At 72.6% G+C, this 19,303-nt stretch carries 16 protein-coding genes and 1 pseudogene; 5 read left to right on the top strand and 12 right to left on the bottom strand.

Features of this window, described 5'->3' with window-relative positions:
* Together ACFVIM_RS07135 and ACFVIM_RS07130 are read right to left on the bottom strand one after the other, a co-directional pair.
* A complete protein-coding gene (locus ACFVIM_RS07135; RefSeq protein WP_384299627.1) occupies positions 1–2,250 on the bottom strand; it encodes a bifunctional salicylyl-CoA 5-hydroxylase/oxidoreductase in 2,250 nt (749 codons plus the stop codon).
* Positions 2,251–2,489: 239 nt separating this feature from the next.
* Positions 2,490–3,317 carry an enoyl-CoA hydratase family protein gene (locus ACFVIM_RS07130; RefSeq protein WP_384299583.1) on the bottom strand — a complete coding sequence of 276 codons (828 nt, stop codon included), beginning with the start codon at positions 3,315–3,317 and terminating at the stop codon, positions 2,490–2,492.
* A gap of 388 nt (positions 3,318–3,705) precedes the next feature.
* Here ACFVIM_RS07130 and ACFVIM_RS07125 point away from each other — a divergent pair, with 388 nt between their 5' ends.
* Entirely contained in the window at positions 3,706–4,122 is a 417-nt protein-coding gene (locus ACFVIM_RS07125; RefSeq protein ID WP_384299581.1) for an ATP-binding protein, read from the top strand.
* A gap of 81 nt (positions 4,123–4,203) precedes the next feature.
* Here the strand turns inward: ACFVIM_RS07125 and ACFVIM_RS07120 are convergent, their stop codons facing one another.
* Positions 4,204–4,452 (bottom strand): type II toxin-antitoxin system RelE/ParE family toxin, encoded by a 249-nt coding sequence (locus tag ACFVIM_RS07120; protein ID WP_384299578.1) that lies wholly within the window; start codon positions 4,450–4,452, stop codon positions 4,204–4,206.
* Positions 4,449–4,826, bottom strand: a complete 378-nt coding sequence (locus ACFVIM_RS07115; protein ID WP_384299575.1) for a hypothetical protein — start codon at positions 4,824–4,826, stop codon at positions 4,449–4,451. Before ACFVIM_RS07115 ends, ACFVIM_RS07120 begins: the two co-directional genes overlap by 4 nt.
* A 292-nt stretch (positions 4,827–5,118) precedes the next feature.
* Between ACFVIM_RS07115 and ACFVIM_RS07110 the strand changes: the two genes are divergently transcribed.
* Complete coding sequence (locus ACFVIM_RS07110) at positions 5,119–5,670, top strand: GNAT family N-acetyltransferase (protein WP_384299573.1); 552 nt, start codon at positions 5,119–5,121, stop codon at positions 5,668–5,670.
* A 14-nt stretch (positions 5,671–5,684) separates the two neighbouring features.
* On the opposite strand, the gene argF is transcribed toward ACFVIM_RS07110, so the two are convergent.
* From argF to ACFVIM_RS07070, 8 genes and pseudogenes are all read right to left on the bottom strand, one after another.
* The gene (gene argF, locus ACFVIM_RS07105; protein WP_384299570.1) at positions 5,685–6,686 is read right to left on the bottom strand and encodes an ornithine carbamoyltransferase; all 1,002 of its coding nucleotides are present in this window, start codon (positions 6,684–6,686) and stop codon (positions 5,685–5,687) included.
* A gap of 185 nt (positions 6,687–6,871) precedes the next feature.
* The gene (locus tag ACFVIM_RS07100; RefSeq protein WP_384299567.1) at positions 6,872–8,104 is read right to left on the bottom strand and encodes an arginine deiminase; all 1,233 of its coding nucleotides are present in this window, start codon (positions 8,102–8,104) and stop codon (positions 6,872–6,874) included.
* A gap of 173 nt (positions 8,105–8,277) precedes the next feature.
* On the bottom strand, positions 8,278–9,198 hold the full coding sequence (gene mmuM / locus ACFVIM_RS07095) for a homocysteine S-methyltransferase (RefSeq protein WP_384299565.1): 921 nt from the start codon (positions 9,196–9,198) through the stop codon (positions 8,278–8,280).
* Positions 9,199–9,201: 3 nt separating this feature from the next.
* Complete coding sequence (locus ACFVIM_RS07090) at positions 9,202–10,125, bottom strand: LLM class F420-dependent oxidoreductase (protein WP_384299562.1); 924 nt, start codon at positions 10,123–10,125, stop codon at positions 9,202–9,204.
* 428 nt (positions 10,126–10,553) lie between these two features.
* Positions 10,554–11,051: pseudogene (locus ACFVIM_RS07085) on the bottom strand (DUF6099 family protein); the annotation flags it as partial.
* Between the two features lie 487 nt (positions 11,052–11,538).
* The gene (locus ACFVIM_RS07080; protein WP_384299560.1) at positions 11,539–11,910 is read right to left on the bottom strand and encodes a nucleotide pyrophosphohydrolase; all 372 of its coding nucleotides are present in this window, start codon (positions 11,908–11,910) and stop codon (positions 11,539–11,541) included.
* Positions 11,911–11,959: 49 nt separating this feature from the next.
* A complete protein-coding gene (locus ACFVIM_RS07075; RefSeq protein ID WP_384299557.1) occupies positions 11,960–12,373 on the bottom strand; it encodes a cell division protein SepF in 414 nt (137 codons plus the stop codon).
* A gap of 76 nt (positions 12,374–12,449) precedes the next feature.
* Positions 12,450–16,076: a BTAD domain-containing putative transcriptional regulator gene (locus tag ACFVIM_RS07070; RefSeq protein WP_384299555.1), complete on the bottom strand. Its 3,627-nt coding sequence runs from the start codon at positions 16,074–16,076 to the stop codon at positions 12,450–12,452.
* A 150-nt stretch (positions 16,077–16,226) separates the two neighbouring features.
* On the opposite strand from ACFVIM_RS07070, the gene ACFVIM_RS07065 reads away from it, so the two are divergent.
* From ACFVIM_RS07065 to ACFVIM_RS07055, 3 genes are all read left to right on the top strand, one after another.
* Positions 16,227–17,144, top strand: coding sequence for a ParB/RepB/Spo0J family partition protein (locus ACFVIM_RS07065; RefSeq protein ID WP_384299553.1), 918 nt, complete (start codon positions 16,227–16,229; stop codon positions 17,142–17,144).
* A gap of 388 nt (positions 17,145–17,532) precedes the next feature.
* A complete protein-coding gene (locus ACFVIM_RS07060; protein WP_384299550.1) occupies positions 17,533–18,105 on the top strand; it encodes a MarR family winged helix-turn-helix transcriptional regulator in 573 nt (190 codons plus the stop codon).
* A 344-nt stretch (positions 18,106–18,449) separates the two neighbouring features.
* A complete protein-coding gene (locus tag ACFVIM_RS07055; RefSeq protein WP_384299548.1) occupies positions 18,450–19,193 on the top strand; it encodes a gamma-glutamyl-gamma-aminobutyrate hydrolase family protein in 744 nt (247 codons plus the stop codon).
* Positions 19,194–19,303 lie beyond the last annotated feature (110 nt).

The following is a 19,303-nucleotide window of genomic DNA, read 5'->3' as shown; positions in this document are numbered from 1 at the left end:
TCACCCACCCGCCCGGCCCGTCGGCGGTCGGCGGCTGCCCGCCCGGTACGGCAGCGGCCAGATGACACCCGGTCCCGCGTACTCCTGCTCGGCCGCCGCATGCAGGGTCCAGTGCGGGTCGTACAAGTGCGGGCGGCCGAGGGCGCACAGGTCCGCCCGTCCGGCCAGCAGCAGCGAGTTGACGTCGTCCCAGGACGAGATGGCGCCGACGGCGATGACCGCGACCCCCAGGTCATGGCGGATCCGGTCGGCGTACGGCGTCTGGTAGGAGCGGCCGAACTCCGGGCGCTCATGCGGGACGACCTGACCGGTGGAGACATCGATCGCGTCGGCGCCGTGGGCGGCGAAGGCGCGGGCGATCCCGACGGCGTCGTCTGCTGTCGTACCGCCGTCGGCCCAGTCGGTGGCGGAGATCCGTACCGTCATCGGGCGGTCGTCCGGCCAGATCGCGCGGACGGTGTCGAAGACCTCCAACGGGAAGCGGAGCCGCCCCTCCAGCGGGCCCCCGTACGCGTCCGTACGGCGGTTGGTGAGCGGGGAGAGGAAGCCGGAGAGCAGATAGCCGTGGGCGCAGTGGAGTTCGAGGAGGTCGAACCCGGCGTCCGCCGCCCGCCGGGCCGCCGCCGCGAAGTCGGCGCGGACGGCGCCGAGCCCCGCGCGGTCCAGTTCCCGGGGCGTGCGGCTGACACCCGGACGGTACGGGAGCGGGGAGGCGGCGACCAGCGGCCAGCGGTCCCCCTCGGGTCCTGGCAGAGGGTCGTCCATGCCCTCCCACATCGGTTTCGTACCGCCCTTGGCACCGGAGTGGCCGAGCTGGACGCCGATCGCGGTGCCGGGTGCCCGTTCGTGGACGAAGGCGGTGATCCGGCGCCAGGCACCGGCCTGGGCGTCGGTGTAGAGGCCGGTGCAGCCGGGGGTGATCCGGGCCCCGGGGCTCACGGTCACCATCTCGGTCATGACCAGCCCGGCGCCGCCGAGCGCCCGCGCGCCGAGGTGGACCAGGTGGAAGTCGCCGGGCAGGCCGTCCACGGCCGTGTACATGTCCATCGGGGAGACGACGATCCGGTTGCGCAGGGTGAGTCCGCGCAGCCGGAAGGGGGTGAACATCGGCGGGGTGCCGGGCGGACAGCCGAAGTCGCGCTCGACGGCGCTGGTGAAGGCGGCGTCCCGTAAGCGCAGGTTGTCACGGGTGACCCGGCGGCTGCGGGTGAGGAGGTTGAAGGCGAACTGGCGCGGCGGCTGGCCGGTCCAGCGGCCCAGTTCCTCGAACCAGCGCAGGCTCGCGGCGGCCGCCCGCTGGGCGGAGGCGATCTGGGGCCTGCGCCCGTCCTCGTACGCGCGGACCGCGTCCTGGACCGTCCCCCGCGCGCCGACGGCACCGACCGCGCCCGCCAGCGCCACCGCGTCCTCGACGGCGAGCCGGGTCCCGGACCCGATGGAGAAGTGTGCGGTGTGGGCGGCGTCGCCGAGGAGCACGGTCCGGCCGTGGGACCAGCGTCCGTTGACGACGGTACGGAAGACGGACCACGCCGAGGAACGGTTCGCCAGCAGCGGCCGCCCGCGCAGCGCGTCGGCGAAGACCCGGGCGCAGCGCTCCACGCCGGCGGCGACCGGCAGCCGGTCGAACCCGGCCGCGCGCCAGACCTCGTCGCGCATCTCGACGATGACGGTGGAGCGGGTGCGGGAGTAGGGGTAGCCGTGGAGTTGCATCACCCCGTGCGGGGTCTCGGCGATCTCGAACCGGAAGGCGTCGAAGGCGAGGTCGGCGGAGAGCCAGATATAGCGGCAGCGGTGGTCGGTGACCTGGGGCGCGAAGACATCGGCGTGGGCCTGGCGGGTGGGGCTGTGGGCGCCGTCGGCGGCGATGACGAGGTCATGGGAGCGGGCGAGTGCGGCGGCGGGCGGTGCGGGGGTGCGGAAGCGGAGGGGGATACGGAGGTCGGCGCAGCGGCCGTGGAGGATCTCCAGCAGCCGGTGGCGGCCGACGGCGGTGAAGCCGTGGCCGCCGGAGGTGAGGGTGTGGCCCCGGTGGACGACGTCGATGTCGTCCCAGCGGACGGCGGAACGGGTCAGGGCCCGGTGGACCACGGGGTCGGCGTCCTCGATGCCGTCCATGGCCTGGTCGGAGAGGACGACACCGAAACCGAAGGTCTCGCCGGGCGGATGGCGCTCCCAGACGGTGATCTCGCGCCGGGGGTCGCGGCGTTTGAGGGAGAGCGCGGCGTAGAGGCCGCCGGGGCCGCCGCCGATGACGGCGACCGTGAGCGGCCGGGCCCGCCGGGGGGCAGCGGGCCCGGGGTCAGGGGTGGTGCGCGCGGCGGGGACGGCGGGCGCGGCACGCCGTGGGGTGACGCCGACCGGCCCGACGCCTCCCCCGGGGTCCGCACCGGTCACACGGTCGGAGCCCGTCCCAGGCGCCGCACCGGTCACACGGCCCGCGCCGGTCACGGGATCGGGGCCCGTCCCACGGTCCGCGCCCGGGTGGGCCGTCACCGTCCCCGCCACCTCGGCGCGCGTTTCGTCGTGAAGGCCGCGTGGAACTCCGCGTAGTCCTCCCCCGTCATCAACAGCGCCTGGGTCGAGGCGTCCAGCTCCACGGCCGCCGACAGCGGCATGTCCAGCTCGGCGGTGAGCAGCGCCTTGGTCTGGGCGTGGGCGAGGGCGGGGCCGTCGGCGAGACGGCGGGCGAGGGCGGCGGCGCGGGCGGGGGCGGCGCCCTCGTCGGTGAGTTCGCTGATCAGGCCGATGCGTTCGGCCTCGGCGGCGCCGACGGGGTCGCCGAGCATCAGCAGCCGGGTGGCGTGGCCGAGGCCCACCACACGCGGCAGGAGATAGGCCGCGCCCATATCGCCGCCAGAGAGCCCGACCCGGGTGAAGAGGAAGGCGAACCGGGCCGTCGGGTCGGCGACGCGGAAGTCGGCGGCGAGCGCCAGGACCGCGCCCGCGCCCGCCGCGACGCCGTGGACGGCGGCGACCACCGGGAACGGACACTCCCGCAGGGCACGCACCACCTGCCCGGTCATCCGGTTGAAGTCCAGCAGGGAGCCGGTGTCCAGGGCGAGGGTGGCACCGATGATCTCGTCCACATCACCGCCGGAGCAGAAGCCGCGCCCCTCGCCGCCGAGGACGAGGGCCCGTACGGAGCGTTCGCGGGCGAGTTCGGCGAGCAGGTCCCGCAGATCGGCGTAGGCGCCGAAGGTGAGGGCGTTGAGCTTGGCGGGCCGGTCGAGTGTCACGGTCGCGACGCCGTCGACATGGGCGACCCGCAGATGGCGCCACTCCTCGGTACGCGGTGCGGAGCTGGGAAAGGGGCTCATCCGGGCGGGGCCTCCTTCGGCCGGGCGGTCCCCCGCCTGCCGTCGCCTGCCCTTCGAAGTTATCACCGGTCCATGACTACCGTCACGAGTGCGCGACACGGAGCGTCGGCTGTGACAGAGCAACGACCCTGTCGCGGTGTGGGAACAGCTCCACGACAGGGCCCCTGGGGCACTTGTGCGGATCTGCGGGCTTTCTATGGTGGAGAGTCAGACGCTTTCTCTCGGTTTCTCGCTGGAGATCGCTTTTACCGGGGATCTTGGCATCCCTCAGCTTCTGTCACTTCTGTCACGCCCCATCCCTGAGCCCCGGGAGCCGCACACGCTCCCCACCAGGGTGACGTCCGACGAACGGACTCGCTCCACGCCCCACTCCCCGAACGGATCCGCCGTGCCCACTTCCTCCCCACACCCCGCGTCCTGGCGCGTCGCACTCCCGCACACCTCCGCCGCCGTCCCCATGGCGCGGGCACTGATACGGAGGGCACTGGCGCAGACCTGGCCCGCGGCGGACGGGGACACGGCGGAACTGCTGACGGCGGAACTGGTCGCCAACGCCGTGAAACACACCCAACGCGGCTCACCCATCGAGCTGGTGGTGTCCTTACACCCCACGACCTGCCAGGTCGAGGTCCACGACGGCGACCCGGCGCTACCGGGCCATCTCACCCGCTGGACGGCGGAACCCGACCTCTGGCAGGAACACGGCCGCGGCCTCCTCCTGATCCGCACCCTGAGCGCCGACTGCGGCCACCGCCCCACGCCCCACGGCAAGGCGATCTGGTTCACGCTGCCGCATGGTTCCTGAGCCAGGATCCCGCCCCATACGCCAGGCTCCTGCTGCGCCGTCCGTCTGCCCCGTAGACGGACGGGAGGGTGAGGACAGGATCTAGCCGACCCGGCCGACGAGGTCGATGGCGATGACGACGGGCGTGCTCTGCTTGATCGTGTACCAGACCCGGTAGCGGCCGACGTGGATGCGGTACTTGCCGTTACCGCAGTCCAGTGCCCCGGAGGGACGTGGGTTGGCCAGGAGCAGGTTGACGCTGTCGAGTACCTGATCGACTCCGGCGGGGTCATTCTTGCCGTACTGGACCAGGGCCTCTCTGGCCGGCCTTTCCCAGGTGACCTGGCTCATGAGGTCATCCGCCCGCCCAGGTGGTCCCGCAGTTCCCCGGTGGTCACCGTGGCGGTGCCGCGCAGCCGGTCCACTTCACCCTGGAGGAGCCCGAGGGCATCCTCCAGCACTTCGAGGACGGCCGGTGAGACGATCACCGCGACGGTCTCACCGGCGTCATCAGTCAGCGACAGCGACGGGGCCGAGCGGAAGAATCCGAGCGCCTTTCCGGCATCGAGCGCCGGAACGTCCCCGCCAACCTCACGCCGGGTGAGCTCGTCCCGGGCCTGGGACACATAGCGGGCGACCGCGTCCAGCTGCCGGGACGCGTCTGCGACGGAAAGGGTGTCCACCGGCCCCTGGCGGACATGGCCGTCGAGCTCTGCTGGGTCCATGGCGGCGATCGTAGGCGGATGACGTCAGCACCGCGCCCCACCGGCACCAGCGCGTACGAGTGCACCAGGCGCACGCGGGCTGAGCAAGCGCCTTCAGAGGCCCGGATCAACCCCTGTCGGCCCCGCCGCAACGGGGCGCGCCCGCCGGAAGTGAGAGACACGGCATCGCCACCGACCCCATCCGATTGCACGCCTGGATCTGCGATGTCCACGCCCGCGCGGTCGACGAACCCGGCCAGACTGAGGACTACACCCCGCTCAACACCCCGGCAGCCACGGCGAAGAGGTATCGATGACCACCCCGCAGATCCTGCTCACCGGCGACCGCGTCGCCCTGGCCCTCCCCGACCGCGACCATCTGCCCGACTATCACCGCTGGGAGAACGACCCCGGCACGATCCTCGGCTTCGGCACCCAGGTCCCCCAGTCCTGGGAGGTCCGCTCGGGAGGGTGGGACCGTCAGCGCGCCAACCGGGAGTACCCCCAGTTCGAGGTGGTGACTGCTGACGACCACACCCCCGTCGGCCTCACGACCCTCCAGATCGACGCGGCGGTACGGACGGCGGAGTTCGTGATCCTGGTGGCCCCAGAGGCCCGGGGCAGGGGCCTCGCCACCGAGGCCACCGCCCTCACTCTCCGCTGGGCGTTCGCGTACGCGGCGCTCCGTATGGTCTGGCTCAAGGTGCTGGAGCCGAACGCGGCGGGTGTCGCGGCCTACCAGAAGGCCGGGTTCCAACCCGCCGGGCGTCTCCGTCAGTCCGGCTACTGGCGGGGACGGCCGTGTGACGAACTCCTGATGGACGCCATCGCCGACGACTACCCGATGGACGCCGGGTCCGGCTGATCGCGTGAGAGGCGTCAGCGCGCCAGCGTCGCCACCAGCACCGCCTTGATGGTGTGCATGCGGTTCTCGGCCTCGTCCCAGACGACCGAGTGCTCCGACTCGAAGACCTCGTCGGAGACCTCCAGTTCGGTCAGGCCGTGGCGCTCGAAGATCTCCCGTGCGACCTCGGTGCCGAGGTCGTGGAAGGCGGGCAGGCAGTGCAGGAAGCGCACGTCCGGGTTGCCGGTGGCGCGCAGGACGTCCATCGTCACCTTGTACTTGCCGAGGGCGGCGATGCGCTCGTCCCAGACCAGGGCGGGTTCGCCCATGGACACCCAGACGTCGGTGGCGACGAAGTCGGCGCCGCGTACGCCCTCCGTGATGTCCTCGGTGAGGGTGATCCGCGCCCCGCTCGTCTCGGCCAGCGCGCGGGCCTGGGTGATGAACTCGTCGGCGGGCCAGTAGGCGCGGGGGGCGACGATGCGGACGTCCATGCCCAGCAGGGCGCCGGTGATCAGATAGGAGTTGCCCATGTTGTAGCGGGCGTCGCCGAGGTAGGCGTAGGCGATCTCCTCCAGGGGCTTGGCGGAGTGCTCGGTCATGGTGAGGATCTCGGCGAGCATCTGGGTGGGGTGCCAGATGGCGGTGAGTCCGTTGTAGACGGGCACTCCGGCGTGCGCGGCCAGTTCCTCCACGGTGGCCTGCGCGTCGCCCCGGAACTCGATCGCGTCGAACATCCGGCCGAGGACGCGGGCGGTGTCCCGGGCGGACTCCTTGCGGCCGATGTGGGAGCCCGCCGGGTCGATATACGTGGTCGAGGCGCCCTGGTCGGCCGCCGCCACCTCGAAGGCGCACCGGGTCCTGGTGGACGCCTTCTCGAAGATGAGCGCGATGTTCCGGCCGCGCAGGGTCCGCTCCTCCGTACCGGCCCGCTTGGCCGCCTTCAGTCGCGCCGCCAGCTCGACCAGCCCACGGAACTCCTCGGCCGTGAAGTCCAGCTCCTTGAGGAAGTGGCGGCCTGCCAGCTGTATCGCCATGGTGGGTGCTCTTTCGTCGCGCGGTGACGGTGACGATGGAAGTCTATACGAGTGATCGCATCAATATACATACCCCTCTGATCCGGACCACCGGATCGAGCGACCACCCCCGGCACGAGCCCGTCGCGCACCGCCGCCACCGCCACCGCGAGCCCGTCGCGTACGGGCTCCCCCGGCCACCAGCGTCAGACGGCGTCCCGCACCACCGGGCAGCTCATACAGCGCGGACCACCCCGGCCCCGGCCCAGCTCGCTCCCCGGGATCTCTATCACCTCGATCCCCTGCTTCCGCAGATGCGTGTTGGTGGTGACATTACGCTCATAAGCCACGACCACGCCCGGCTCCACCGCCAGCACATTGCACCCGTCGTCCCACTGCTCCCGCTCGGCCGCGTGCACATCCTGCGTCGGTGTGAGCACCCGGATCTCCTTCATCCCCAGCGCGGCGGCGATGGCGCTGTGCATCCGCTCCGGCGGGTGGTCGCTCACCCGCAGCCCCTGACCGCCGTCGGCGGGCTCGATGGTGTACGAACGGAGATCACCCAGGCCCGCGTACTGGGTGAAGGTCTCCCCGTCCACCATGGTCATGACGGTGTCCAGGTGCATAAAGGCCCGCCGCTTCGGCATGTCCAGGGCCACGATCGTGCGCGCCGAACCGGTCGCGAACAGACCTCGCGCCAGCATCTCCACCGCCTGCGGGGTGGTCCGCTCGCTCATTCCGATCAGTACCGCGCCATGCCCGATGACCAGCACATCCCCGCCCTCGATGGTGGAGGGGTAGTCGTCCTGGCCCTCGGACCAGTGATGGAAGGGCCCCGCCTCGGTGCCGGTGAAGAGCGGATGGTGGGTGTAGATCGCCTCGAAGTGGACCGTCTCGCGCTGCCGCGCGGGCCAGCGCATGGCGTTGATGGAGACGCCGTCGTAGATCCAGGCGGAGGTGTCCCGGGTGAAGATGTGGTTGGGCAGCGGATCGAGCAGGAAGTCGTCCAGATCCATCACATGGAACCGCACCGAGGTCGGCTCCGAGTACCCGGCGAGGAACTCCCGCTTGGTCATGCCCCCGATGAGAGCGCGCACCAGGTCGTTGGTCGGCAGCGCGTCGAAGGCCGATCTGAGGTGGCCGGTGGCGAGCGGACCGTACTCCTTCTCGTCGAAGACACGGTCCAGCACCAGCTTGCGGGCCTCGGGGATCTCCAGCGTCTCCCCGAGCAGATCCCCGAAGAGATGGACCTCGACGCCCCGGTCCCGCAGCACGTCCGCGAACCCGTCGTGCTCCTGCCGGGCCCGGCGGACCCAGAGGACATCGTCGAAGAGCAAGGCGTCCTTGTTGCTCGGGGTGAGACGTTTCAGCTCCAGATCGGGCCGGTGCAGAATGACCCGGCGCAGCCGCCCGGTCTCGGAGTCGACGTGAAATCCCATGCCCCCATCCTCACCGGGCAGGGCACGCTTCACTCGGCGAAGGCCACGCGTGTTTCACCCGCCGCCCGGACGACCCTCCGGCGCGGCTCGGGACACAGCGGTACGCGGGGAGCCGCGCCTGCCAGACACCGGCACCCGGACACGCGGACACCCGGACACGCGGAAACACGAACTCAGGACACACCGGCACCCGGAGGCCCGGCCTCCGCCGCCAGCGCGGCGACCAGCGGCGGGCCCACCTGGCAGCAGCCGCCGACCAGCCGGGCGCCCGCCGCGATCCACTCCCCGGCCCGGCCGGGGTCGAACCGCACCGCCCCCGTCCACGCGGCGGCGACCGGGTCCCACCCCTCACCGCTGTTGGGATAGACGACCACCGGCTTGCCGGTGACCGAGGCGGCCAGCGCCACCGCGTCCGCCGCCTCCCCGGGGTCACAGCAGTTGACCCCGACCGCCACCACCTGGTCGTCGCCCGCCGCGAGCGCGAAGGCGTCCGCCAGGTCCTGGCCCGCCCGGGTCCGGCCACCCGCGACGGTGTACGAGAGCCACACGGGCACCCCACAGCCCTCGACCGCCCGCAGCAGGGCCCGCGCCTCATCGGTGTCGGGGACCGTCTCCAGGGCCAGGACATCGGGCCCGGCGGCGGCGAGGGCGGCCACCCGGGGCCGGTGGAAACGCTCCAGTTCGGCGACCGAGAGCCCATAGCGGCCCCGGTACTCGCCGCCGTCGGCGAGCATCGCCCCGTACGGACCGACCGAGGCCGCCACCCACACCTCGTCCCGCGCCCGCTCCCCCGCCGCCCGCGCCAGCGCCACACTCCGCGCCAGCAGCCGGGTGGCCCCCGCCGTGTCCACCCCGGCCCGCGCCAGACCCTCGTACGTCGCCTGATAGCTGGCGGTGATCAGCACCCGCGCCCCGGCCCGTACGTACGCGAGGTGCGCGGCCTCGATCGCGCCCGGATCGTCCCGCAGCAGCCGCGCCGACCACAGCGCGTCCGCGAGGTCATGCCCCTGACGCTCCAACTGGGTGGCGAGACCGCCGTCGAGCACGAGCGGGCCCCGGGCGAGGGCGGCGGCGAACGGACGGGCCGGGCGCACGGCTCAGCCCAGCTGGGACTGGACCTGGCTGGAGATCAGCTCCAGATGGTCCAGATCGGCCAGATCCAGGATCTGGAGATAGACCCGGGAGGAGCCGATCTCCGCATAACGGCCCAGCTTGTCGACCACCTCGGCGGGCGAACCGGCCAGCCCGTTCGTCTTCAGCTCCTCCACCTCACGGCCGATGCGCGCCGCGCGCCGGGCCACCTCGGCGTCGTCCCGGCCGACACAGGCCACCAGGGCGTTGGAGTACACCAGGTCGTCCGCGGCGCGCCCCAGCTCCAGCGCGGCACTCCGCACCCGGCCGAACTGGCGCTCGCTGTCCTCCAGCGAGGCGAAGGGGATGTTGAACTCACTGGCGAACCGCGCGGCGAGGGACGGAGTCCGCTTCGCGCCGTGGCCGCCGATCAGGACCGGCACACTGCCCTGCGCGGGCTTGGGCAGCGCGGGCGAGCCATCGAGCTGGTAGTGGGTGCCGTCATAGGAGAACGTCTCGCCCACCGGGGTCTTCCACAGCCCCGTGACGATCTCCAGCTGCTCCTCGAGCCGGGAGAACTTCTCCTTCGGGAACGGGATCCCGTACGCCCGGTGCTCCTCCTCGAACCAGCCCGCGCCCAGGCCCAGCTCGATCCGGCCCCCGGACATCTGGTCCACCTGCGCCACCTGGATGGCGAGCACACCCGGCAGCCGGAACGTCCCGGCCGTCATCAGCGTCCCCAGCCGGATCCTCTTGGTCTCGCGGGCGAGCCCGGCGAGGGTGATCCAGGCGTCGGTGGGGCCGGGGAGGCCATCGGCGGAGCCCATGGCCAGATAGTGGTCGGAGCGGAAGAAGGCACCGAAGTCGAGGTCCTCGGTGGCGCGGGCGACGGCGAGCAGCGTGTCGTAGTCGGCGCCCTGCTGGGGTTCGGTGAAGATACGGAGTTCCATACGCACCATTTTGACCCAGCACCCCGTCTTCCTCGCCGCCAGGCACACCCCTCGCGCCCCGACCCGCGCCGGGCCGCCCTCGCCCTGGCCGCGTCCTCCGCCGTGCGTGCCTGCCCGCGCCGTCGCGGGCACGGCGCCGCGCGGGGTCCAGCGCGCGAGGGGGGAGCCCACCCGCCCGGCGAGGGCCCCGCACCAGGCGCAGTGGGTCAGACGTCAGGGGCCGGGGGTCAGGGCCAGACATCAGAGGTCAGGACTCGGGGTCAGGGTGAGGGTCAGGGTCATAAGGAGGGGACGCCGGAGGCTTCGGCGCGGGGGAGGGGAGGTATCGGCGGGTCGTCGTGATGAGACGTTTCAGCGGGGCGGGGGCGCCCGCGCCCCACCACCTCGTCCGGTACGGGCGGAGCCACGGAAGGGACGGGAGGGACCACCGGCCCCGGCTCCGGTCTCCAGCGGATCGCGTCCGGAGGATGGCCCTGCCGCCGCTTCGCCTCCCGCGTGGCGAGCTTGCGCAGCATCGCCCGCACCCGGTCGTGGGACTCGTCGGCCGCGTCTATGGCTTCGACGCACTGCCAGTACAGCCCCTCCTCGTCGGTGGCGCAGGCGACCCCGACGAGCGCGATCCCCACGTCACCGAGGAGTTCGCCGAGTCGTATCAACGCCTCGCGCGGGTCGAGCACCTCCGTCAGCTGCGCGGCGCGGATCCCGGCGCGGATGCCCGGATGGTCCGGCATCCTGACGGCGCGTCCGCTGATGTCGCTGAGCCCCCGCGCCTCCTTTCTCAGCTCCAGCGAGCCGTGCACGGCGAGCCAGCCACCGACCGCTTGGGCGAGGGCCTGGGCCTGCCATGCCTCCGCGACGATGTCCGGTACGGCTCGGCACTGCGCCAAGGCACGCCGGCTCACTCCGATGAGCCGTTCCGCATCCATGAGCGCGCCCCCGTTCGTAGGACTTACTGCCCACTCAGTCCATTACCCAGAGTGAGACCAGTTGAGCCAAAAAGCCAGAGGAAAACGGAAATTAAAGGACAGCAAGACGGTCGTCGATAGCTCATCGACTTCAGAGAGTGACGAAAACGTGATCCGTAGGGGTGCGGACCCCCTGATTCCACCGCGAAACCGGCGCCTCTCCCCGCTCCGGATTCACATCGGCGGACCCTACGCACTCCGGCTCATGACCGCGCGGTGAACGGTCCGTGACCGGATCGCAGACACCACCAGGGCGCACGGCCCGCCCCACGCGCCCGGCTCACACGGCGGAGTGGGCGGGGCGGAGTGGCGCGGTGTCAGGGCGCCCTCACCACCGTACGAAGGGGATATGACGCCCAGCCGGACACGGCGGCACCGGGTCGGGCACCGAGCCGGGCACTCAGTCAGCGACCGGGCCGGGCACCAGGTCAGGCGTCAGGGCGCGGGGTCACTCGGGGCGGGGGAAGCGCCGTTCGTTGCGCTCGATCTTCTCCGCCAGCGCGGTCAGCGGATCCACCCCCAGCACCTCGCAGAGTTGCAGCAGATAGGCCAGGACATCCGCGATCTCGTCCCGCACCCGGTGGGCGCTCCCCGCGTCCTCCATCACCCGCGCGGACTGTTCCGGCGTCAGCCACTGGAAGATCTCGACCAGTTCGGACGCCTCCACGCTCAGCGCGGACGCCAGGTTCTTGGGTGTGTGGAAGGGGCCCCAGTCCCGCGCCGCCGCGAACTCCGCGAGCCTGTGCTGGAGTACCGCCAGCTCAGGGGCGCCGGGCCCGGGTCGGGGGTCCCCGTCTCGTACCTCACCGTCTCGTGTCACAAGGAGAAGGTCTACCACCGGGCCCTGACCGGGCCCGCCGGGCGGGCCGTCAGCGCGGCATCGCGCGGACGAAGGTGCCGGTGGCCTCCGCCATGCCGTCGACCTCGGTCCCGTTGGGGGCGAGCAGGAAGACATTGCGGTCGACGCGGTGCATCCCGCAGTTGAGGCCGAAGACGACACCGCTGCTGAAGTCCAGGATGCGCTTGGCCACATCGGCGTCGGCGCTGGTCAGGTCGAGGAGGACCGGCACCTGGTTGGTGAGGTACTCGGCGACCTCCCGCGCGTCGGCGAAGACCCGCACCCGCAGCACGACCATCCGGCGCTGCCCGGCGGACGCCTCCTCCCCGTCCCCGACCCGGTGGTCGGCTCTCGACGGCCATGCGTCGCGCCCGTGCAAGGGCACGACCTGCGCCAGGCCCTCCCACTGCTCGTCGGTGACGTCGTACCTCTCGTACCTACTCATGCGTCCATCCTCGCGCCGCTCACCCGTTCGGCCCAACAGCGACACGACCGGAACTCCGCTCGGAGCGTGACGGCCGTCAGCTGGCGCAGCGGCCCACGGGCCCGGTCACGACCACCGGACTGCCGTAGGGCGAGTGGGTGGGTCGGTACCCGGTGCCGGTGTAGATGGCCTCGGCCTGGCGGGCCGCCCGCTCGGCGGCGGCACGGTCCCCCCGGCCCGACTGCGCCAGCGCGATGACCGTCTGGGCCTGGCCCTCCAGTAGTCGCAGCTGGGACTGCTGGGCCAGCGACAGCGCGGAGCCCGCGTGACGGAGCGCCTCCAGCGGTCTGCACGCGCGGGCCGCGCAGATGCCAAGGCCCAGCAGAGCGATCGTACGTCCTTTGGGATAGCCGATCTCCTCCGCTATGCCGTGGGCGAGCCGGAAGTGTTCATACGCACGTGTGTACTGACCCAGCCGGTAGCGGGCGTGACCGAGGGCGACGAGGGCCTCATGACGGGTGCGCGGGCGGCCCGACTTGCGGCTGAGGGCGATGGCGGCCAGGCCCAGGCGCAGCGCCTCGGTGCCGTCGCCGCGCTCGGCGGCGATCAGGGAGAGGGCGGCGGTGGACTCGGCTTCGCCGGTGCGGTTCCCGATGGCCTGGAAGCCCTCGTGGGCGGCGGTGGCCAGGTCACGGGCACGGTCCAGCTCACCGAGGTCCAGCGAGATCATGGCCAGAGTGGAGCGGATCCGGGCGGTGCTGTCGGGGGCGGAGATCTTACGGGCAAGGGCGAGAGCGCGACGACAGAGGCGTTCGGCCTCGCGCAGGCGGCCCATGCCGTAGAGGACCTCACTCAGCCCCTGGAGCGGCTGGTGGAGGGTGCGGCGGAGCCTGCGGTCGTTGGTGATGGCCTGGTCGTAGAACTCGGCGGCCTGGCTGAGCAGTCCCAGGTCGGCGCAGACCCCGGCGAGGTTGGACAGGGCGACGGACTCGCACTCGGCCCAGCCGGCCTCCCGGGCGAGCGCCAGACCCTGGAGGAAGTGGGTACGGCAGAGTTCGAGGTCGCCGGTGGTGAAGATGGCCAGTCCCAGGCCCTGGTAGGCCGCGGCCTGGCCGCGCAGATCCCCGGCCCGCTGGGCGGCACGCAGACCGAGGGTGGCCAGGGAGATCCAGGTCTCGGCGTTGCGGCGGAGCCAGAAGTAGCCCCGCAGGAGGTCGGGGAGGATCCAGACGGCGGGACAGGGCTCGGGGCCCGGGTAGGTGGCGCGTCCGCGCCAGCCCCCGGTGCCGCCTCTGACATCGGTGTCGTCGAAGCCGTCGCCGCCCCGCCTCAGATCGGTGGTGCCGGGCCGGGCGTTCGCGCCGGCACCGCTCTCCGGGCGATCCGGGCGATCCCGATGATCCGGGCGGTCTGAGTGGCCTGGGCGGTCTGAGCGGTCTGAGCGGTCTGAGTGATTCCGGCGCTCCGGGCGTTCCGGGTTCTCCATGCCCGCCGAGTGCGGTGCGTGCTCCGCGTGCTGGGGGCGCTGGGAGCTCTCCGACTCGGCCGTGATGAGGGCGGCCATGGTGCCCAGTTCGGCGTCGAACCAGTCCGCCGCCGCCTGCGGGGCGTCGAAGCGCTCGGGCGCCTCGCCCTCCCCCAGCGGTTCGACGTCGAGCCGCAGCAGCTGGGGGTAGAGGGTGGCCGCCGCCGCGTCGGCGGACGCCGTGTACCAGCGCAGCAGGGCCCGGCGCGCCGCCCGGCGCTCCCCCTCGCTCTCCTCGGCCTCGGCGAGCAGCCGCGCGTACCACCAGATGAGGTCGTGCAGCCGCAGCCCGGTGCGGCCGTCGTGTTCCACCAGATGCTCGGCGAAGAGGCGTTCCAGCAGCGGATGGGCGCAGGTGACCGTACAGCCCAGCAGCGCGGCGAAGGCGGCGACGGTCGTCGTGGGCCGGGGCAGCAGCCCCAGCAGCCGGAACGCGCGGCGCGCCTCGGGGTCGAGCCGCCGGTAGGAGAGTTCGAAGGCCCGGCGTACGGCGGAGTCGGGGTCGCCCGCCACCACCAGGCTCTCCAGCGGATTGCCGGAACGCAGCGCTCCGACGTGTTCGGCGATGCCGCCCTCCGGGTGCAGCGCCAGGTTGGCGGCGGCGATCCGCAGCGCCAGCGGGGAGTGGCCGCACAGGGCGACGAGTTCGGCCAGCGCCTCGGGTTCGGCGGCGCTGCGACAGGTCCCGATGACGCTGCGGACCAGTTCCATCGCCTCCGGGGAGCTGAGCGGGCGCAGCGGCAGCATGGAGGCGCCGTGGCTGACGATGAGCGCGCCGAGCCGGTTGCGGCTGGTGACGAGGGCGAGACAGCCCACCTCGTACGGCAGGAGCTGGCGCACCTGGTCGGCGGACTCGGCGTTGTCGAGGACGATCAGCACCCGCCGGTCGATGAGCGTGCGCTGGTAGAGCTCGGCCATCTCGGCGGCGTCGTGCGGGATCTCCTGGTAGGGCACGCCGAGCGCGCGCAGCAGGGCGGAGAGGGCCTCGGTGGGCCGCATGGGGCTGCGGTCGCTGTGGCCGCGCAGATCGAGGAAGAGCTGTCCGTCGGGGAACTCGTCGGTGGCGCCCCGGCACCACTGGAGCGCCAGCGCGGTCTTGCCACTGCCGCCGGGGCCGACGACCATCACCACGCCCGAGCCGCCCCGGGCGTCGGCGAGGAGCCCGCTGAGGTGGGCGAGTTCGCGGGTACGGCCGATGAAGGCGCCGGTCCGCGAGTGCCGTTGGACGGACTCGGCCTCGGCGGCGAGCGGGACGGCCCCGGAGCGGGCCGCGCTCACCCGTCCGTCCGTGGCGCACGGGACGCGGCCGCCGGGCATCGGGCCGGGTGCCCCGGGCGCCCGGCCACCGGGCCGGGTGGGGGCGGTGGACGCGGCGGGGGCCCGCTCCGGGGTGTCCGTGCCGGTACCGGCGGCGGGCCCGGCGGCGGCGCGCAGCAGTCCGGCGTCGGCGCGCAGGATCATGCTGTGGATTCGGCGGAGATCGGCGCCCGGGTCGAGTCCGAGCTCCTCGGCGAGCCGGGAGCGGGTCTCGTTGTAGACCTCCAGGGCCTCGCCCCGGTGGTCGGCCCGGTAGAGCGCGATCATCCGGAGCATGGCGAGGCGTTCGTGGTGGGGGTGGTCGGCGGTGGCGCGGGCCAGTTCCTCCAGGACGGCGCCGCGCTGACCGAGCGCGAGCCGGGCCTCGGCGCGCTGGGTGAGGGCGGAGAGGTGGAGTTCGTCGAATCCGGTGCCCAGCCGTCGGACCAGCGCGTCGGACGCGGTGCCCGCGAGGACGGGACCACCCCAGACGTCGAGGGCCCGCTCCAGCAGGGGCAGCCGCTCGGCGGGCGCGGCGGCGGCCTCGGCCCGCTGGAGCAGGAAGCGGAACTGGTGCAGATCGACGGAGGCGGGGTCGCCGTCGACCGTGTAGCCGTCGTTGCTGCGGCCGAGGGTGAAGCCGTACTCCCCGGCCTGGGCCTTGAGGAATCGATTCCGCAGCCGAGACACGTGTACTTGGAGGCTGCCGCGCGCACTGGCCGGGGGTCTCCCCTCGTCCCAGAGCAGATCGATCAGCCGGTTGGCCGGAACCACCCGGCCGATGTCCAGCAACAGCAGACCGAGCAGCAGCCGCTCCCGGCGCCGCCCGATCGTCAGCGGTGTCCCATCGGAGCGCCACTCCAGGCCCCCCAGGATGCGGAACCTCATTCCCCCGTCCGTCATGCTCTGCATCCTCTGCAATCGGCTGGCACGTGGCAAGCCGATGGCAAGGCAGTGGCCAGGCTCTGGCCGGGAGCTTCTGACACCTTGCCATCTGTCCGGGCTTGAAAGCGGGGGGCTCGGGCGGCAGGCAAGAGGAGGGGTTCCTTCAGCATGACTTCCGAGAACTTCGGCCAGATCGACCACGGGCTGACCCACTCCGAGGCCGGTTCCCGGCAGCAGCCGTCGGAGTTGCCGTTGCACCTGATCGGAGAGAACCCGGACAACCCACGCGAAAAGCTACGCGATCTCGATCCCCTGACCACCAGTATCCGTGAAATCGGGCTGGTCAACGCCATCACCGTCGCCTCGGTCGAGGCCTATGTCCAGGAGCGGCCCGCCCGCGCCACCGAGCTGGACCGCGACGCCCGGTACATCGTCGTCGACGGCCACAGACGACTGGAGGCCGCCCGGCGCGCCGGACTGGCCCGGGTACGGGTCAGCGTGGACGACGCGCTGGTCTCGACGGACCGTTCGCTGCTGGAGGCGGCGTTTGTCGCCAATGTGCACCGGGACGACATGAATCCGCTGGAGCAGGCCTACGCGCTGAAGAAGCTGGTCGAGTTCTACGGTTCGCAGAACAAGGCCGCCAAGCGGCTGGGGATCGCCCAGTCGACCATCTCGTCCAAGCTCTCCGTGCTGGAACTCGGCCCCGAACTCCAGGCCGATCTCCTCGCCGGACGGCGCAAGGTCGTCCATGTGCGCAACCTGGCCCGGCTCTCCCCGCAGCAGCAGAAGCAGCGGGCCGACGCCCGCGCGGCGGCGACCGAGGCCCGGGCCACCCGCGCGGCCCGCACGGGCCGGATCCCCGAGCCCCGGCACCGGATGGCGGGTCCCGGCGGGCCGCTGCCCGGGATCCCGGCCCAGCCCCGGCCCACGATGACCATGCCGTGGGCGGACGGTGTGGCCTGCGCGGAGATCGCCATCGCCCGGATGCGCCCCGCCGAGCGGGCGCGCATGCTGCGGCGACTCTGGCAGGAGGCGGAGAAGGAGGCCCGCGCTGCGCGGCTGGTAAGCCCCCGGCGCGGTTGATACCCGCCGTCTCCCGGCGCGGCTGCCCCTTCCCCGGAAGCCGCCGCCCACGGCCCCCTCGGTCTCGATTCCCCCGGTGACCGAGGGGGCTCCGCCGTCTCCTCACGCCGTGCCGTCCGGTGGCCCCGGACGGCCCGGGCCGTGGGGCATCCGGCTCCGGCGCGCCGGAGACCGCGGGCCACGGTTCTAGAATCGGGCACGGACGGCGTCCATCACCGTGACGGGTTCCGTGTGTTCCGTGTGTTCCGCGCGGATCGGTACGGTGCGCCGGATCGCCCGGCAGGCGGTTCCGTGTGTTCCGTCGGTGCCGTCGGTTCAGCGCGTTCAGCTGGGTGAGTCCGTTCTCTCGTCCTTCCGTATTCCGTCGGTTCCGTTCGAGGAGGGGTTCGTGCCGGGTCAGCGACCCATCGCCGAGACCGAACGCAGGATCCGGGCCAGACTCGGGGACACCCCGATCCGGCACGACCAGATGGCGATGGTGGGCAATATCCACCGGGCGGCGGCAGCGGTGCGCCAGCACGTCGAGAACTCCGTACTGCGCGGGGCCGATCTGACCTGGACCGGGTTCGTGGTGCTGTGGGTGGTATGGATCTGGGGCGAGATGGAGACCCGGCTGGTGGCGGAGGAGGCGGGCATCTCCAAGGGGACGCTCACGGGCGTGGCGCGCACCCTGGAGTCCCGGGGGCTGGTACGGCGCACCGAACACCCCTCGGACGGGCGCCGGGTGCTGCTGGCGCTGACACCGGAGGGCGAGGCGCTGATGGAACGGCTCTTCCCGGAGTTCAACGCGGAGGAGGCGTTCGTCGCCGGGCCGCTGAGCGACGAGGAGTGCCGTCAGACGGCGGACGCGCTGCGCCGGGTGGTGGTGCAGATCGAGAGCCATGGGGAGGAGCGGCGCGCTCAGTTGCTGGGGGGAGAGCCTCCGGTCCCGCGCCGCAGCGGGCGACGCCCGGCCCGCTGAATCCGGGGCCGCCCCGCGGGCCCGTGCCGGTCGCGTCCCGTCCGCCGGTCGCCCGCCTCAGCCGCCCGGTGGACATCGCCGCGCGCGGGCCCCTCCGTCCCGTACGGCGGCACGACTCCGGCCGCCCGCACGGCGGTTCCCGTGCGGCGGCTCTCGCACAGCGGTTCTCGTACGACGCTCGGCGCGCCCCGCCGGGACGGAGAACGACCGCGGGCGCGAACGTTCCGGGAGGGGGAAGCTCCCAGGACGGGGGACCCCCCGCACGGCGGTACGGCGGCCCAGACCCTTGCCGCGCGGTAAGGCCGCCCTTACCATCCCCGTACCGTTTGACATCAAACGTTCTCATGGGACGGACCCCGGACGTGACTCTCCCGAGACCCCTGATCGCCCTCCCCGCCCGCTTCTCCGACTCCGCGTCCGCGCTGCGCCACCGCGCCGAGGTCAGCGCCCGCGCTCTGGTCGAGGCCGTGTGGCGGGCTGGTGGCGAGCCGGTGACCATCCACCCGTACGCGCCCGGCGGCTTCGCCTACGCCACCGATGTGGCCGCCCGGCTGCGGCGCTTCGACGGCGTCCTGCTGCCGGGCGGGGGCGATGTGGCACCCCACCGCTACGGCGATCCCGCCCGCCATGAGCGCCTCTACGACGTCAGCGACGAACAGGACGGCTTCGACCTGGAGGTGGCCCGTCAGGCCCTGCGCGAGGGGCTGCCGCTGCTGGCGATATGCCGGGGGCTCCAGATCGTGAACACCGCCCTGGGCGGGACGCTCCGCCAGGACATGGGCGGCCCGGCGGACGGACACCGCCCGCTCACCCATCCGGTGACGCTCCGTCCGGGCTCCCGGGTCGCCCGGATCGTCGGCGGTGAGAAGGCCGAGGTCTCCTGCTACCACCACCAGCGGGTCGACCGTCTCGGCACCGGCCTGCGCGTCACCGCGCACGCGGCCGACGGCACCCCCGAGGCGCTGGAACTCAACGGATCCGGGGGCTGGCTGACCGCCGTCCAGTGGCACCCGGAGGACACCGCCCACGAGGACCCGGCCCAGCAGCGCCTCTTCGACACCTTCGTCCGCGTCTCCACCACCGGTTAGGTCCTGTCCGGGCGATCTTCGAGGATCAGCCCGCGGCGTCAGATGCATGGGGTCTCCCCAGGCCCGCTGGGGCCGAGGGGACGCATCGCAAGGCGGTGGGGGTCCCCCCG

Origin of the sequence: Streptomyces sp. NPDC057638 (assembly GCF_042800315.1) — a bacterium.
Taxonomy (GTDB): domain Bacteria; phylum Actinomycetota; class Actinomycetes; order Streptomycetales; family Streptomycetaceae; genus Streptomyces.
This window is presented reverse-complemented; position numbering and strand designations above follow the sequence as displayed.

Bases quoted from the DNA above. Each gene is read 5' to 3' on its own strand.
- ACFVIM_RS07120 (WP_384299578.1), bottom strand. From the start codon at position 4,452: ATGAGCCAGGTCACCTGGGAAAGGCCGGCCAGAGAGGCCCTGGTCCAG.
- ACFVIM_RS07070 (WP_384299555.1), bottom strand. From the start codon at position 16,076: ATGACGGACGGGGGAATGAGGTTCCGCATCCTGGGGGGCCTGGAGTGG.
- ACFVIM_RS07115 (WP_384299575.1), bottom strand. From the start codon at position 4,826: ATGGACCCAGCAGAGCTCGACGGCCATGTCCGCCAGGGGCCGGTGGAC.
- ACFVIM_RS07090 (WP_384299562.1), bottom strand. From the start codon at position 10,125: ATGGAACTCCGTATCTTCACCGAACCCCAGCAGGGCGCCGACTACGAC.
- ACFVIM_RS07100 (WP_384299567.1), bottom strand. From the start codon at position 8,104: ATGGGATTTCACGTCGACTCCGAGACCGGGCGGCTGCGCCGGGTCATT.
- ACFVIM_RS07065 (WP_384299553.1), top strand. From the start codon at position 16,227: ATGACTTCCGAGAACTTCGGCCAGATCGACCACGGGCTGACCCACTCC.
- ACFVIM_RS07130 (WP_384299583.1), bottom strand. From the start codon at position 3,317: ATGAGCCCCTTTCCCAGCTCCGCACCGCGTACCGAGGAGTGGCGCCAT.
- ACFVIM_RS07075 (WP_384299557.1), bottom strand. From the start codon at position 12,373: ATGAGTAGGTACGAGAGGTACGACGTCACCGACGAGCAGTGGGAGGGC.
- argF (WP_384299570.1), bottom strand. From the start codon at position 6,686: ATGGCGATACAGCTGGCAGGCCGCCACTTCCTCAAGGAGCTGGACTTC.
- ACFVIM_RS07055 (WP_384299548.1), top strand. From the start codon at position 18,450: ATGGGACGGACCCCGGACGTGACTCTCCCGAGACCCCTGATCGCCCTC.
- ACFVIM_RS07110 (WP_384299573.1), top strand. From the start codon at position 5,119: ATGACCACCCCGCAGATCCTGCTCACCGGCGACCGCGTCGCCCTGGCC.